This is a genomic window from Streptomyces luteolifulvus (assembly GCF_008806595.1).
GTDB classification, from domain to species: domain Bacteria; phylum Actinomycetota; class Actinomycetes; order Streptomycetales; family Streptomycetaceae; genus Streptomyces; species Streptomyces luteolifulvus.
In genome coordinates this window covers 89,230-105,112 of sequence record NZ_VZRB01000015.1, presented here as the reverse complement: position 1 = coordinate 105,112, position 15,883 = coordinate 89,230, and the positions used below count along the sequence as shown (strand labels likewise).

Sequence of the window (15,883 nt, the reverse complement as noted above, 5' to 3'; positions counted from 1 at the left end):
CCTGATTGGCGGAGGAATGTGGTGACGGCGCTTCCCGGAGCCGTGGCACTGAGTGTCTGTGTCACGTGGCTTGGTCGCACCGGTTCCGGAGCGTGCCCGGCGAGTCGCTCAGTGCCCGCGTACGCAGTGCTGCCCAGGTACGGCGTACGGAACACAGTGCGGCTTGGGAGGCTCCCGGAAGGATGTCTGTCCCGGACGGGGACACGAAGCACCTCGCCATGGTGGGGTCGGGTGCAGACTTGAGGTTAACACTACCGGATCCAACAAACATTCCCCCTCTCGAAATCCGGCAACCGTGTGTCAGGGTGCAAGCGGCAGCACGCTCGCCCCCTGGGCGTCGAGCCCGAGCCGGTTCGCGGCCCAGCCCTCGCCTGCCAGATGTGCCACCTTGTCGGCGCTGTCCTCGTCGGCCAGCGCCAGAACGGTGGGACCTGCGCCGGAAATCACTGCCGGGACTCCGTCGGCCCGCAGCCGCTCCACCAGCGCGGCGCTCTCCGGCATGGCCGGAGCGCGGTACTCCTGGTGGAGGCGGTCCTCGGTGGCCGGCAGCAGCAGCTCGGGGCGCCTGGTCAGGGCCTCGACGAGCAGCGCGGCACGGCCCGCGTTGGCGGCGGCGTCGACGTGCGGCACGGTGCGCGGCAGCAGTCCGCGCGCGGTCTCCGTCAGAACCGGCTTCCCGGGCACGAAAACCACCGGAACGATGGAATCGGCGGGCTCCATCCTGATCGCGCGCGCGGCGCCGCCCTCCATCCAGGAGAGCGTGAATCCGCCCAGCAGACAGGCCGCCACGTTGTCGGGGTGGCCCTCGATCTCGGTGGCCAGCTCCAGGAGCGCCGCGTCGTCGAGCCGGGACTCGCCGCCTATGGTCACGGCACGCGCGGCGACGATGCCCGCGCAGATGGCGGCCGACGAGGAGCCGAGGCCGCGGCCGTGCGGAATGCGGTTGGCACACACGATCTCGAGGCCCCGCGGCTGCCCGCCGAGCAGGTCGAAGGCGGTGCGCAGGGACCGTACGAGAAGGTGCTGCTCATCGCGCGGGAGCGTCTCGCTGCCCTCGCCTGCGATGTCGATGTGCAGCCCGGAGTCGGCCACCCGGACGACGACGTCGTCGTAGAGCCCCAGCGACAGGCCGAGGGCGTCGAAGCCCGGGCCGAGGTTGGCGCTGGTGGCGGGGACGCGCACCCGGACGGCGGCGGCACGGAAGGCGGGACCGGCCATCTCTCGATGACTCTCCTTGAGCTGCGACATTGTCGAATGACGTTCGATGGGCATTCGATGGGCATTCGATACGTACGTGAGGACCCTCGCACCGCGGACGCGGCGCTGCGCCGAGCCATATGCGGAGGCATATGCGGCAGGCGGGTTCAGTACAGCCTATCGAAGGAAGGTTCTGTGGCGACATAGGGCGCACAGGAGGCGCACGATGCGTGTCGTAAGCCCCCTGTGCACCCCCGTAGGGGTTACCCCTGCTGAACCGTCGTCACGCGAGGCCGAGGCGCTCGGCCGCCGTCGCCGCGTCGACCGGGACGGTGACGGGCTGCGGGGCACCGGCAACGGCCCAGTCGGGGTCCTTGAGCCCGTTCCCGGTGACCGTGCACACGATCCGCTGCCCCGGGTCGACCTTGCCCTGCTCGGCCGCCTTCAGCAGACCGGCCACGGACGCGGCCGACGCCGGCTCGACGAAGACACCTTCCTGAGCGGCCAACAGCCGGTAGGCGCGAAGGATTTCACGGTCCGTCACCTCGTCGATGAGACCGCCGGACTCGTCCCGCGCGGCGAGCGCGTACTGCCAGGAGGCGGGGTTGCCGATGCGGATCGCGGTGGCGATGGTCGACGGGTCCTTGACGATCTCACCGCGCACGATCGGCGCACTGCCGGACGCCTGGAAGCCCCACATGCGCGGGGTCTTCGCGGCGACGCCGTCGGCGGCGTACTCCGTGTACCCCTTCCAGTACGCGGTGATGTTGCCCGCGTTGCCCACCGGCAGGACATGGATGTCGGGTGCGTCACCCAGCATGTCCACTATCTCGAAGGCGGCCGTCTTCTGACCCTCGATACGCACCGGATTGACCGAATTCACCAGCGCCACCGGGTAGTTCTCACTCAGGGCGCGGGCGAGGGTGAGACAGTCGTCGAAGTTGCCGTCGACCTGGAGGATCTTGGCGCCGTGGACGAGCGCCTGGCCCATCTTGCCGAGCGCGATCTTGCCCTGTGGAACCAGAACGGCCGAAACCATACCCGCGCGCACCGCGTACGCGGCGGCGGAGGCGGAGGTGTTGCCGGTGGAGGCGCAGATCACGGCCTTCGCACCCTCCTCCTTGGCCCGCGAGATGGCCATGGTCATACCGCGGTCCTTGAAGGATCCGGTGGGGTTGGCGCCCTCCACCTTGAGGTGGACCTCGCAGCCGGTGCGCTCGGAGAGCACCTGCGCGGGGACGAGGGGCGTGCCGCCCTCGCGGAGCGTCACGACCGGCGTGCTGCCGGTGACCGGCAGCCTGTCCCGGTACTCCTCGATGATTCCGCGCCATTGGTGGGTCATTGCTGGTTACTCTCCTTCAACCCGCATGATGCTGGCGACACCCCGCACGGTGTCGAGGCTGCGCAGCGCCTCGACGGTCCCGGTCAGGGAGGCGTCGGACGCACGGTGGGTGACGACGACGAGGGAGGCCTCGCCGTCCTTGCCTTGCTGCCGAACCGTATCGATCGAGACACCGTGCTCGGCGAACACGGTGGCGACCTGGGCGAGAACACCCGGTTTGTCGGCGACGTCAAGGCTGATGTGGTAGCGCGTGACGACGTCACCCATGCCCGACACCGGCAGTGCGGCGTACGAGGACTCGCCCGGCCCGGTCGAGCCGCTGAGCCGGTTGCGGCAGACGGCGACGATGTCCCCGAGCACGGCGGACGCGGTGGGCGCACCGCCGGCACCGGGTCCGTAGAACATGAGCTGACCGGAGGCATCCGACTCGACGAACACCGCGTTGTACGCGCCGCGCACGGAGGCGAGGGGGTGGCTCAGCGGAATCATCGCGGGGTGCACACGCGCGCTGACGGACTCGCCGTCCTCGGCCCGCTCGCAGATCGCCAGCAGCTTGATGGTGCAGCCCATCTCCTTGGCCGAGGCGAAGTCGGCGGCGGTGACCTCGGTCATGCCCTCGCGGTAGACGTCGTCGAGACGCACGCGCGTGTGGAACGCGATTCCGGCGAGGATGGCGGCCTTGGCCGCGGCGTCGAACCCCTCGACGTCGGCGGTGGGGTCGGCCTCGGCGTACCCGAGCGCGGTGGCCTCGTCGAGGGCCTCCTGATACCCCGCCCCCGTGGAGTCCATCTTGTCGAGGATGAAGTTGGTGGTGCCGTTGACGATGCCGAGCACCCGGTTGACCTTGTCACCGGCGAGGGACTCGCGCAGCGGCCGGATCAGCGGGATGGCGCCGGCGACGGCGGCCTCGTAGTAGAGGTCCTTGTCGTGCTCCCCGGCGGCGGCGTGCAGGGCGGCGCCGTCCTGGGCGAGAAGGGCCTTGTTCGCGGAGACGACCGACGCGCCGTGCTCGAAGGCGGTGGTGATGAGGGTGCGGGCGGGCTCGATACCGCCGATGACCTCGACGACGACGTCGAGGTCGCCGCGTTTGACGAGGGCGGTGGCGTCGGTGGTGACCAGGCTCGGGTCGATGCCCTCCCTGACCTTGGAGGGCCGGCGGACGGCCACGCCCGCCAGCTCCACCGGGGCGCCGATCCTGGCGGCGAGATCGTCGGCGTGCGTCGTCATGATGCGCGCCACCTCTGAGCCGACCACTCCACAGCCCAGCAGCGCCACCTTCAGCGGACGCGTACGCATCATCCGACCTCGTTTCCTCATACCGTCATCGGTGGGACCAGTCTCACTCACCGGACGGGAGTTTCTATCACTCGTCCGGATCGTGAGATATCTATTTCATTCCGTTGACCAGGGAAGACGGGAGATCTTCCGTTGGATCTTCCCGTGGTCTTCCCGTCGGCCTTCCATTCGGTCTTCCGTCGGATCTTCTGGATCTTCCGTCGCCCTATCCGACATCGAGACGGAGAAGATCCTCCTCCGTCTCGCGCCGGACGATCACCCGGGCCTCGCCGTCCCTGACCGCGACGACGGGCGGGCGGAGCACGTGGTTGTAGTTGCTGGCCATGGAACGGCAGTACGCACCGGTGGCGGGTACGGCGATCAGGTCACCGGGTGCCAGATCGGCGGGCAGAAACGCGTCCTTGACCACGATGTCGCCACTCTCACAGTGCTTGCCGACGACACGGGCCAGCATCGGCTCGGCGTCGGAGGTGCGGGAGACGAGAGCGACGCTGTACTCGGCGTCGTACAGCGCGGTCCGGATGTTGTCGGACATGCCGCCGTCGACGGAGACATAGGTACGCAGCCCGTCGAGGGGCTTGATGGTCCCGACCTCGTAGAGCGTGAAGGCGGTCGGACCGACGATGGCGCGCCCGGGCTCGACGGAGATACGCGGCGTACGCAGCCGTGCGACCTCACACTCGCGGCCGACGATGTCGGTGAGCGCCTTGGCGATCTCATGCGGCTCGCGGGGGTCGTCGCCGCTGGTGTAGGCGATACCGAGACCACCGCCGAGGTCGATCTCGGGAAGCTCGACACCGTGCTCGTCACGGATTTCCCTGAGGAGTCCGACGACCCGGTGGGCGGCGACCTCGAAGCCGGACATGTCGAAGATCTGCGACCCGATGTGGGAGTGGATCCCGATCAGCTCGAGCCCGTCGAGCTGAAGGGCACGCCGTACGGCCTCGGCGGCCTGCCCGCCGGCCAGCGGAATGCCGAACTTCTGGTCCTCGTGGGCGGTGGCGATGAACTCATGGGTGTGGGCCTCGACGCCGACGGTGATACGGATCTGCACCCGCTGCCGCTTCCCGAGGGACGAGGCGATGTGAGCGACACGGACGATCTCCTGGAAGGAGTCGAGAACGATGCGCCCGACGCCTGCGCGAATGGCGCGTTCGATCTCCTCGGGAGACTTGTTGTTGCCGTGGAAGGCGATGCGGTCGGCGGGCATGCCGGCGGAGAGGGCGGTGGCGAGCTCGCCGCCGGAGCAGACGTCGAGATTGAGCCCTTCCTCGTGCAGCCAGCGCACGACGGCACGCGAGAGGAACGCCTTGCCGGCGTAGAAGACGTCGGCGTCCTGCCCGAAGGCGGTACGCCACGCCCGCGCCCGGGCACGGAAGTCGTCCTCGTCCATGACATAGGCGGGGGTGCCGTGCTGCTCGGCGAGGGTCTTGACGTCGATCCCGCCGACGGTGACGACACCGTCGTCGTTACGGCCGACGGTCTGGGCCCACACCTTGGAATCGAGGGCGTTGAGGTCGGCGGGCGGGGCGGTGTAGTGGCCCTCGGGGAGGACGTCGGCGTGCCGGGGCCCGGCGGGGTGTGCGGAACGGCTCATGGGTTCTTCCGGTGGCTCTCTGGTGTCAGAGGTGGTCGGGGGCGTCGATACCGAGCAAGGACAGGCCGCCGGCCAGCACCGTCCCGGTGGCTTCGGCAAGGGCGAGCCGGGCACGGTGGGCGGCCGAGGGTTTCTCCTCACCGCGCGGAAGGACGGAGGGGAGAAGGGGAAGCACGGCATCGGCGACGGTGACGAGGTGCCGGGCGAGGCGGTCGGGGCTGCGGTGTGCCGCGGCGGCGCCGAGGATGCGGGGGTGGTCGGCGAGGGCGGCGAGGAGACTGCCAGCTTCGGGGGTGGGCCCGGGCTCGGCGGTGAAGTGGAGGTCGGCGGCGTTACGGGCGAGGGCCCGGGTGCGGGCGTGGGCGTAACGGACGCGGAAGAGGGGGTTGCCCTCACGCTGGACGAGATGATCGTCCGTGATCCGGGGCCGGTCGTGGCCGGCGGGGTACAGCAGGGCCCAGCGGGCGGCGGCGCGGCCGAGCCGGAGGGGGTCGGCGGCGGCCGGAACGGGAACGGGACGGATGGTGACGTCGAGGGGGGCCGGGGCTTCCGGGCTGCCGTACGCATCGACATGAACACCGAGGACGTCGATCCACTCGGGCTCGGGGCGGGCCTCGCAGGTGGTGCGGACGAGGGCACCTTGTGACCGGAGAATCCGTCCGACGGCGTCGGCGACGACGAGCGCGCGGAGCTCGTGGGCGGCATGGAGTTGCGACAGCTGCCCGGTGGAGGCGTCGGCGAAGCCGTAACGCCTGCCGCGTCTGCGGATCTCCTCGACAAGCCCGGCATCGGCGGAGGTCTGGAGGCTGATGTTGATGAACCCGGGCCCGGTCACGACGACGTCGGTGATGCCGTGGGCGTCGAGAAGATGCGAGCGCAGCAGCTCGGCGACGCGCAGGGGCGGCTGCCCGGCCGGACGGGCGAGCTGAAGGGCGATGTTGGTGGCGTAGTCCCCACAGCCACCGGGCCCGGGCGGCGCGACAACGACCCGCGCGGGAACGCTGACGCTCAGCTCCCCACCGTCGACAGCACGCCGGACGGCGCGCAGCACGGTGCGGGAGAGCTCGACGGGGGTCACGGGACAAGCGTAGGGGAGGAGGGGGGTGGGTATGCGAGCCGGTTTGGGCGGGGGTCCGGGATGTGGACGCCTTACGCACGACAGCCTTGTGGAGGCCCTGCGCACGACACCCTCGTGGACGCCGTGCGCACGACACCCTCGTGGACGCCGTGCGCGCCACGGCCTCGTGGACGCCCCACCGCACGCTCGGAGATCACGCTCCACTCGCCCGGGATCACACTCCTCCCCGGAGATCACGCACGACATCCCTCGGAGATCAAACTCCACTCCCCGGAGATCACGCTCCACTCCCCCGGAGATCAACCGCCGGCGCGGCCGGCCCGCTCGGTCTCCCCGGCCCCGAAGAGGCCTCCGAAGGGGGTGTCACCCCCTCCATTCCCCCTCCCCTGCTTCCGCTGCTCCATCAATTGCCGTACGAGCCGCACAAGTTCAGCAGGCTCGAAGGGCTTGGCGAGGAAGGCATCGACGCCGACCTCGAGACCACTCTCGACCTCGAACTGCGTACAGGCGCTGACGATGGCAAGGGGGAGGTGGCGGGTCCGAGGATCGGAACGAAGCCGGGCGGCAGTCCTGAGCCCGTCCAGCCGGGGCATGACGACATCGAGGGTGATGACGTCGGGCCGCACCTGATGAACGACATCCAGACACTCGGCACCATCGGTCGCGGTCACGACCTCGAGCCCCTCAAGCTCGAGATTGACCCTGATCAACTGCCGGATGACCTTGTTGTCGTCCACAACAAGCACCCGGCCCGACGCCCCTGGCACAACTCGAGAGTAGGTCCAGACAAGCCACCGCGTCCGGGTTTTCCCCACTTCCACCCCGTGCGGGCGACCGCGCCGACCTCGCGCGGGACGCTCGCATCGGACGCCTGACACCCGGAAAACCCGTTCATGAACACCCCGAAGGAGCTGGTAGGGTTCTACCCGTCGCCGCGAACACCGCGACCGACACGCCCCCGTAGCTCAGGGGATAGAGCAACGGCCTCCGGAGCCGTGTGCGCAGGTTCGAATCCTGCCGGGGGCACTTCGCCTCAACCAGCACGATCATGCGGTTGACCAGCGTAGGTGCTAAGCATGAAGAGCGGGGCCCAGTCTCACCGGGTCCCGCTCGTTCTCATTGCAGCCCACTGATCGCGTGTGAGTAGCGTGTGAAAAAGTCGGCTCTCACGCAACGACGCGACCTCTGCTCGGGACATCGACTCGGTGCCCCGAGGGCTCCACGTAGCTCTACCGCTCCCGACTCCCCCAAGGGACACCTCAGTGGTCGAGCCTTGAGGCGCCCGCAGAGTCGTTCCCCTGCTCGGATGACAGTTGATGCAGAGGCTCTGACCCCGCTCTATGGTCATCTTTAGACAGAATTCGGCACATTTTCACCGAAGGGGCCTGGTGGCATGGCTGTGGTCGATTGGGACGACATGGCGGAGCAAGATCTCCACGAAGCTACCGACGACCCGGACGTACGACGCGAATTCATGGACCTCGCAGAGACCGAGCTGCGATACCCGCCCCATACACAGAACAGCGACGAAGGCTTCGCGGTCCAATACAACCGCGGATACGCCTACAGGCGAGCACTACGAAGACACACGCCCACAAGATCCGCCGACCTCGCTGGCGATCCGGCTGTTATCGACGATGGCGGATTTCCATACGGCACGTACCTGTACATCTACCGCCCTCCGACCAAGTCCGATCTCGAACGCCTGAACGCAGCGAATCGGAAACCGAAACTTGTCGTCAGGCGCCTTCTGCATGAAGGTCGATTGGCCGCAGAGCTCGGCCCGTCCACGATTCAGTGAGAGATGTCACGATCCTTATACGCCGGCAGATCGATGCCGAGTTTCAGGGCCATCTCTTCAGTGGACTTCAAGGAGCGGTCTCGAGCCTCGAGTCCCTCCGTAGCCCCTGCCTTGAGAGCCGAGCTGACCAACGCACTTTCAAGATCCCCCTCAGCAAACGGCGTAATCACCGCCAACATCCGACCACGGAGCGTAATCAACGCGGGCATGCCGGACTCGGTGATCTCCTTCATGACCTCAACGGGCCGGTCCGCCAGGTCACGCAGTTGGTAGATCTGCGCGGCTCCCGACTGTGCCTCAGGATGATCCACGTGCGTAGTCATGGGTACCTCCGGCAAGAACGTACACCTTTAGTCAACCCTTCGCCCGCCGAAGGACCCTCCACATCAGACGCCGCGATGTCGGACGGGAGAAGCCGTGCCCGCTGCTGAGCAACCGGCAAGTGCTGACGCGCTCGCGGCTGCACACCTGAAGTCCACTGCCAAGTGGCTGGTGGGAGCGAGCGCTTCCACCGCCGCCGTAATCGTCGCCGGCCTACAGCTCACGAGTCTCGACAAACTCGGCGCGGCTCACTGGCGCTTCGGAGTGTTAGCGCTTGGCTCAGCGGCCGTTGCCTTGGGGGCCGCGTTTAGGGTGCTCTACCAAGCCGTTATGGTGATCGGCGCTCCGCGGCCGCCCATCCGCGTTCTGGATCGAAAAGACCGCGCAGACCACGGCAACCACCCCAACGGCCCTCGCTTCGATCCGCCGGATAGCCCTCTGATCCATGAACTGGTCATTGACCGTCGCACAGAACTACTGGGACCGGGACGAGACGCCATCGGAGCGCTCACCGACGACTACACCACCGCAAGCAGGGCCCTGACCTCCGGTGCGAGGGTCACGATCCGCGGGAGGACATACGATCCCAGAGCCGTCGCTGCCGACAGCACCGCCCTTCAGGCGCTTTCTGCTGAGCTAGAGCGCCGCATCCGGGATGTCTCGGATGCTGCTGAGCGCATCGAGACTGAAAGGGCCTATCGCAAGCTAAAGGGGCAACTCGCCTGGCACGAAGCGGCCTTCCTGCTCGGCATTTTCCTCTTTGCGTGGCTCACGATCTTGTACCCCCACAGTCTCCCCGACACAGCCAAAGTCACCGCACCGGTGCAAGTCGATATCGTTGTTCCTTCGGAGAGCGCAGCTAGACATGCCGGCCTAGGGAAGGGATGTGTTGGCACCCTCAGCGGCGTGGAGGTGGGCGGCACACTCGATGCGCCAATCGTAGTAACTAGATCCCGTGCGGGCTGCCCGGCTCATCGTCTTGGAGACGCTCAGGGCCTTGTCGTTGTACCCGCGCGCGAGGGGACAAGTAGCGCCAGAGACCTCATCATCCTACCCGGGCATCATTCCGGTAAGGACACCCCAGAACCCAGTGTGGTGCCGTTGCCCGGAGGGTGAACCCAGAGCAATTCACGGGCTAGCGAACCGACTTACCTCAGTGGAATTTGAGTTCCTTTCAGGAAGGATGTCGAGACGGTTGAGCGGGCCCAGTCCTACTGGGCCCGCTCAGCCGCGTCCGGGGACGTGCTGGTCGTGCTTGACGATGGAGTCAACCGCGCCTCGGGCCTACGAACCGTCAGGATCCCATCCCATGACCCTTTCGATCTTCTCGTTGTTCTCCTCTTCGCTGTCGTCGATCACACCTGCGTAGCGGCGATGGATGACTTCTGGGGCGTTTCCCGCGCGACGGGCAACCTCAGCTACCGGAAGGCCGGCACGGAGCCAGGTCGTGATGCAGGTGGCCCGGAGGTGGTACGGCTTCCGGGCCAAGGGCGATTCCACCTTGTCCGGCGGTAGCGCTAACGGCCTGGCTTCCTGCCACACCCGCCAGTAACTGGACGTGCCGAGCAGGTCCCCGCGTTCGTTGGGGAAGAGACGCCCGTCTTTGGCGGTGCCGAACTCCTTCAGGTGCGCTTGGAGCATCGCCACCAGAACGGGCGGAATCGGTACTGGGCGGTCTGTGCCAGGCTCCCGTGACTTCAGCCCCCGCTTATCATGCCGCTCCCCCGAGTCAGTCCATTTCTTGCCGGAGATCGGACGCGTCTCCCAGAGAGTCAGCGTCCCCCATCCCTTTTCAGGGAGATGGCAGTCAGACAGCCCGAGGCCTACTACTTCCGCCGGACGCATCGCTGCGTACAGGATGCAGGCGAAGAACGCGACAAGACGTCGCCCCCTGTTCCGGTGCACTGAGCCGACGTACGAGACGGCCATAAGGAGTTGCCGCCCCTGTACCTCGTTGACCAGGACCCGGGGCTCTACAGCGTCGCTCCCTTTGGATGTGGGCCGCTTCAACCCGGCAAGCGGATTCTTGTTTAGGTATCCCTCCTGAATTGCGTAGTCCATGGCGGTGTTGAACCCACGACGACGGCGCTTGTACGTGTCCGCTGCCGCCGGTTTGCCGTCCAGATTGAACGACAGCCGATAGTGGACGTCTCGCACGACTTTGGAATAACTGAGCGCCGACAGAGGAAGGGAGTGGCTCGCCCGCCACGCACAGACCTTTTCCAGGTCTGGCGGGGGATCTTCGTCTTTGTGAGCCGGTACGACAGCCCACGTTACGGCGCGCCGTACGTCTTCCAGCTCTGGCGCCCCGGGGCTCTCCCCCGTCATACCGAGAGCCGCCCTTGCGAGACAGTAACGATGGCTATCTGTCAGGGACTTGGCCCGGCAACCGCACCCGGCTCTGCTCGAGAGGTAGCCGGCACTCCGTACCGGAAGGTTGATCACCGATACGAGGCAGCACCTTCCGTGCCCCAGCCGCTACGATCTGAGCCGGGGATTTTGCTGGCTGATCAGCAGCAATCGAGACGGAGCGACACGAATCGGGGACAGGCGCATGCGGGACGGCCGGTGGACGACGGTCACCGATTCCGAGTTCCAGCATGAGCACCGGGGCCTGGAGGCCGTCCGCGAGAAACTCCCGGACAACGACCCGTGGCGGGCCTGGTCGAACTTCACTTTCACCGCCCACACCGGCCACGTCAGGGAAGTCGACCTGCTGGTGATCGCCCCGGGCGGCGTCCACCTGATCGAGCTGAAGGACTGGCACGGCTCCGTCGAGTCCCGCAACGGCACCTGGCTGCAGACCCAGCCCAGCGGCCGACAGATCCCCCACGGCAACCCGCTGCACCTGGCCAACAAAAAGGCCAAGGAGCTGGCCGCGCTGCTGCAGCAGAACGGCGAGAAGGTGTGGGTCTCGGAAGCCGTCTGCTTCACCGACTCCTCACTCCGAAACCGGCTGCCCGCCCACGACCGTAACGGCGTCTTCACCGTCCACCAGCTCACTGAGCTACTGAAGGAGCCGCCGAAGGACGAGTACCGCCGGATCGATGCCGCGCGGTCGCGCCGGATCAAGGCGGCTCTGGAGCGCATCGGCATCGCGCGCAGCGACGCCGAGTACAAGGTCGGCCCATACCTGCTGAGCCGGAAGGCGTTCGACTCGGGCCCGACCTGGGCCGACTATCTGGCCCAGCACAGTGAGCTGCCGGAGGCCGCCCGCGTCCGTGTCTATCTGCGCGAGCGCGGCTCCGACGCCGAGCTGCGAGCATCCGTGGAGCGCGCGGCGCGCCGCGAGGCCGCGGTGCTGCGTTACTTTCGGCACCCTGGTGTCGTCCAGCTCAAGCAGTACGACCCGTCCGGGCACTCGGCGGGTCCCGCGCTGATCTTCGACTTCGATCCACGGACCCTGCGCCTGGACGAGTACCTGATCCAGTACGGCGAGAAGCTGGACATCCTCAGCCGGATGGCGCTGGTGCGCCAGCTAGCCGAGACGGTGCGCTCGGCGCACGGCCGACGGATCTTCCACCGCACCCTGGCGGCCCGCGCGGTCCACGTCATCCCGCGCGGTCGTACCCGCCGGGCCGACTCCGAGAGCGAGACCGGCGCCTGGTCCAGCCCACACCTGCAGATCTCCGACTGGCAGGTCGCCGTCCAGCGCAGCTCCGAGCACGGTGTGGCCGGCAACGGCGAGCGGTTCGCCCCCACGACCTTCTCACGCGCAGGCGCGCATCTCGCCGAGGGCGCGGACCCGTATCTGGCCCCGGAGCTGACCGCGCTCAGGCCCGACCCGGTCGCCCTGGACGTGTACGGACTCGGAGTGCTCACCTATCTGCTGGCCACCGGCAGGCCCCCGGCCGCCAGCCAGGCCGAACTGGTGGCTCGCTACGAGGCGGGCGAGGGCCTGCGCCCCAGCTCCGTGGTGGACGGCCTCTCCCCGTACATCGACGAGCTGGTGCAGGCGGCCACCGCCTACGACGTCTCCGCCCGGCTGTCGTCGGTGGACGACTTCCTGGAGATGCTGGAGGTCGTCGAGGCGGACCTGACCGAACCTCCGGCGGCCGAGGCCCCGCGCCCTGCCGAACCCGAGAAGGATCCCCTGGATGCGGTCGCCGGCGACGTGCTGGCGGGCCGCTGGGAGGTCAGGCGCCGCCTCGGTACGGGTTCGACGAGCCGCGCGTTCCTGGTGCGGGACCTGACCGCCGGCCCGGATGTGCGCTTCTCCAAGTCCCTGGCGGTGCTGAAGGTCGCCACGTCGGACAGCCGCGGCGAGGTGCTGCGCCGCGAGGCCGAGGTGCTGGGCCGGCTCCGCCCCGACTCCCGCGTGATCCGCCTGGTCGAGGCGGAGCCACAGCGCATCGGCCCGCGCACGGTGCTGGTCATGGAGTACGTCGGCGACGAGCGCGAGGAGAGCGGCGAGCCGTCCGCACCGGGTACGAAGCGCCGACGCCGGGAGGAGACCGTAGCCCGGCAGCTGCGCGAGTTCGGCCGCCTGTCCGTGGACCAGCTCGAGGCGTACGGCGACTACCTGTTCGGCGCGGTGGACTTCCTCGAGGGCGAGGGCGTGTGGCACCGCGACATCAAGCCGGACAACATCGCGATCCGCATCCGCCCGAACCGCACCCGCGAACTGGTGCTGATCGACTTCTCGCTCGCGGGCTATCCGGTGAACGAGACTGCGGCAGGCACGGACGGCTATCTGGACCCGTTCATCGGCACGCTCACCGACCGCTCGGTGTACGACGCCCACGCCGAGCGGTACGCCCTGGCCGTCACCCTGCACGAGATGGCGTCCCGAGAGCTCCCGGTGTGGGGCGACGGCAAGGTCTCGCCGCGCCAGACCGACCCGGAGAAGGAGCCGCACCCGAGGATCGCCGCCGACGCCTTCGATCCGGCGGTACGGGACGGCCTGGTCGCGTTCTTCCAGAAGGCCCTGCACCGGGACGCCTCCGAGCGCTTCCCGGACCTCAAACCGATGCGGGACGCCTGGAAGAAGATCTTCCTCGCCATGGACGAGGCGAAGCCCTCGTCCCGCCGCCCCTCACGGCACGCGGCACCGCCCGCGCAAGGCGAGGCGGCACAGCCCGCGCCGGACGCGGCCATCCCGGAGGCCGAGGAGGAGAGCGCCGAGCAGCAGCGCGAGCGGCTGGCGGAGCGCGTCGACCGGGACACGCTCGTCTCGTCGTCCGGTCTGAGCCCGGCCGCGGAGTCCTTCGTGTACGGCCTCGGCGTCAACACCGTCGGCGAGTTGCTCGACTACAGCCAGCGCCAGCTCGTCAACGCCCCCGGTCTCGGTGCCAAGACGCGCAAGGAGGTCTTGAGCCGTATCAAGCAGTGGCGACTCAAGTTCGCGGAGAAGCCTGCCGCGCCGCTCACTCCCCAGGGGCGCAAGGCCGCGAAGGAGGAACTGTCGGCCGCCGAGGCCGCGGCGGCCGACGCGGTTGCGGCCAGCGGCGGAGCCGGTGCGCAGTCGCTGCCGGAGCGCGCGCTGCGCAGCGTCAGCCTCGACACCCTCGCGACAGTGTTCGTGCCGCCGCTGCGCAAGGACGGCTCGAACCACAACGAGTGCGAGATGGTACGGCTGCTGCTGCGGCTGCCCAACGAGCACGGCGTACTGCCGTCGGAGGTCGGGGTCTGGCCGACGCAGACGGATGTCGCGCACGCACTCGGGCTGTCGCGGGGCCGCATCCCTCAGATGCTGAAGAACCAGCGGACCCGCTGGAAGAAGCACCCGGCGGTACGGGCGCTGCGCGCCGAGGTCCTGGATCTCCTGCACGACCTGGGCCGGGTCGCTTCGGCGGCGGAGATCGCGGACGCGCTGACCGTACGGCGCGGCACGCAGCTCCAGGAGCGGGAACAGCGCCGGGCACTGGCGCTGGCCGCCGTTCGGGCCGTGGTGGAGGTGGAGCAACTCGTGCCGGACGAGGCCGAGTTCCAGCACGCCCCGAACCGCGACGCGGCTGACGAAAGCATGGGCGCGGGACTGCTCGCGCTGGAGGTGGGCGCGGACGACGCGCCGGACACACCGTCCGCGCCGGGCCTGCTCCACTACGCCCAGCGGCTCGGCCGTATCGCCGACACCATGTCGGAACTCGACACCCTGCCGACGGCGGCGACCGTGGTGGCCGACCTGGGGGCCGTACCTCCGCCGAGTGCGGCGGTGCAGTGGGACGACCGGCGCATGGTGGAGATCGCGGTGGCCGCCTCCCGCCATGCCGCCGCGACACCCCGCCTGGAGATCTATCCGCGCAAACTGCCGCTGGTACGCGCGCTGCGCCTCACCCAGGCCGGCCTGGTACCGCTCATCCCGGGGATGGCGGAGGCCGAGCAGCCGGGCCTGACGGCGGACGACGTCCACGAGCGCGTACGGGCCCGGTTCCCGGAGCTGCTGAACGAGCGGGGGGGCCATGCGCTGCCCACGGGCGGCCCGCTGACGAGGGCTCTGCGTGAGGCCGGCTTCGACCTGGTGCTGTCGACGCGCAAGAGCACGGGGACGCTGCGCTATCTGCCGAGCAGTGCGGACGGCGTGTCTGCGTATCTGTCGTCGGACGCCCGACGGCAGCCGACGGGCACCGTCTCCGCGCACCGCTACTCCGACGACCCGGAACTCGCGGCGGCGGGCACGGCCGAGGACCGGTTGAAGGCCTCGGCCCGGCGGGACGGCTTCCGCGTGCTGACGGTGCCGACGGAGTGGGCACGGGATGCGATAGACGAGCTTGGGCGCGACGAGTTCGCTGGCGGGGCTGTCCTGGTGTCGGTGGCCGAGCTGTTCGTGCGGGCGCTGCACAGGCTGGTCGACCCTCGGCCCAAGCCCACCTGGGAGACGATCCTGCGTGCGGATGTGGCGAAGGCTGGAACGCCGGGGGCGATGAAGTTCGCCGAGTACGCGGGGACGGCGTGGGGACTGGTGGAGCCTCGGATCGGGGAGCTGCTGGTGCCGGGGGGCGCGAGTTCTGGGAACGGTGGCGGGAGCGGGTCGGCTGCTCCGTTGCTGCTGACGGACGCCGGTGTCTTCGCCCGGTACGACGCGATGGGCGTCCTGGAGCGGCTGGCGGAGCGGTCGCGGGGTGGTGGCCGCGCGCTGTGGCTGCTGTGTCCGCAGAGCGACCCGGCCCGGCCGCCGCGGCTGGGGACGGTAGCGGTGCCGTATCAGTCGGGGCTGGGCGAGTGGATCATGCTGAATGAGTCCTGGGTGCAGAACGCGCACCGCGCGAAGCCGGAGAGGGCCGGGGTCGGCGGGCCACGGGGATGATGCGC

11 protein-coding genes and 1 tRNA gene are annotated in these 15,883 nt (G+C 68.7%); 4 read left to right on the top strand and 8 right to left on the bottom strand.

Annotated elements, in window-relative coordinates; all coding sequences use genetic code 11:
• Window positions 1–300: 300 nt before the first annotated feature.
• From thrB to F7R91_RS21905, 6 genes are all read right to left on the bottom strand, one after another.
• Window positions 301–1,218, bottom strand: a complete 918-nt coding sequence (gene thrB, locus F7R91_RS21930; RefSeq protein WP_150950794.1) for a homoserine kinase — start codon at window positions 1,216–1,218, stop codon at window positions 301–303.
• A 262-nt stretch (window positions 1,219–1,480) separates the two neighbouring features.
• A complete protein-coding gene (thrC, locus tag F7R91_RS21925) occupies window positions 1,481–2,539 on the bottom strand; it encodes a threonine synthase (RefSeq protein ID WP_150950793.1) in 1,059 nt (352 codons plus the stop codon).
• Between the two features lie 6 nt (window positions 2,540–2,545).
• Window positions 2,546–3,838 (bottom strand): homoserine dehydrogenase, encoded by a 1,293-nt coding sequence (locus F7R91_RS21920; protein WP_150950792.1) that lies wholly within the window; start codon window positions 3,836–3,838, stop codon window positions 2,546–2,548.
• Between the two features lie 202 nt (window positions 3,839–4,040).
• A complete protein-coding gene (gene lysA / locus F7R91_RS21915; RefSeq protein WP_150950791.1) occupies window positions 4,041–5,432 on the bottom strand; it encodes a diaminopimelate decarboxylase in 1,392 nt (463 codons plus the stop codon).
• A 25-nt stretch (window positions 5,433–5,457) separates the two neighbouring features.
• Window positions 5,458–6,510 (bottom strand): ArgS-related anticodon-binding protein NrtL, encoded by a 1,053-nt coding sequence (nrtL, locus tag F7R91_RS21910; protein WP_150950790.1) that lies wholly within the window; start codon window positions 6,508–6,510, stop codon window positions 5,458–5,460.
• Between the two features lie 299 nt (window positions 6,511–6,809).
• Window positions 6,810–7,256 carry a response regulator gene (locus tag F7R91_RS21905; RefSeq protein ID WP_408056054.1) on the bottom strand — a complete coding sequence of 149 codons (447 nt, stop codon included), beginning with the start codon at window positions 7,254–7,256 and terminating at the stop codon, window positions 6,810–6,812.
• A gap of 208 nt (window positions 7,257–7,464) precedes the next feature.
• Here F7R91_RS21905 and F7R91_RS21900 point away from each other — a divergent pair.
• Both F7R91_RS21900 and F7R91_RS21895 read left to right on the top strand, forming a co-directional pair.
• Window positions 7,465–7,536: transfer RNA gene (locus F7R91_RS21900), tRNA-Arg, on the top strand.
• Between the two features lie 367 nt (window positions 7,537–7,903).
• Window positions 7,904–8,311: a hypothetical protein gene (locus F7R91_RS21895; protein ID WP_150950788.1), complete on the top strand. Its 408-nt coding sequence runs from the start codon at window positions 7,904–7,906 to the stop codon at window positions 8,309–8,311.
• Here F7R91_RS21895 and F7R91_RS21890 read toward each other — a convergent pair.
• Entirely contained in the window at window positions 8,305–8,634 is a 330-nt protein-coding gene (locus tag F7R91_RS21890; RefSeq protein ID WP_150950787.1) for a hypothetical protein, read from the bottom strand. The genes F7R91_RS21895 and F7R91_RS21890 overlap by 7 nt on opposite strands.
• 94 nt (window positions 8,635–8,728) lie before the next feature.
• On the opposite strand from F7R91_RS21890, the gene F7R91_RS21885 reads away from it, so the two are divergent.
• A complete protein-coding gene (locus F7R91_RS21885) occupies window positions 8,729–9,748 on the top strand; it encodes a hypothetical protein (RefSeq protein WP_150950786.1) in 1,020 nt (339 codons plus the stop codon).
• Window positions 9,749–9,916: 168 nt separating this feature from the next.
• Here F7R91_RS21885 and F7R91_RS21880 read toward each other — a convergent pair whose 3' ends face one another.
• Window positions 9,917–10,960 (bottom strand): tyrosine-type recombinase/integrase, encoded by a 1,044-nt coding sequence (locus tag F7R91_RS21880; protein ID WP_331000578.1) that lies wholly within the window; start codon window positions 10,958–10,960, stop codon window positions 9,917–9,919.
• 226 nt (window positions 10,961–11,186) lie between these two features.
• Between F7R91_RS21880 and pglW the strand changes: the two genes are divergently transcribed.
• On the top strand, window positions 11,187–15,878 hold the full coding sequence (pglW, locus tag F7R91_RS21875) for a BREX system serine/threonine kinase PglW (protein WP_150950785.1): 4,692 nt from the start codon (window positions 11,187–11,189) through the stop codon (window positions 15,876–15,878).
• Window positions 15,879–15,883 lie beyond the last annotated feature (5 nt).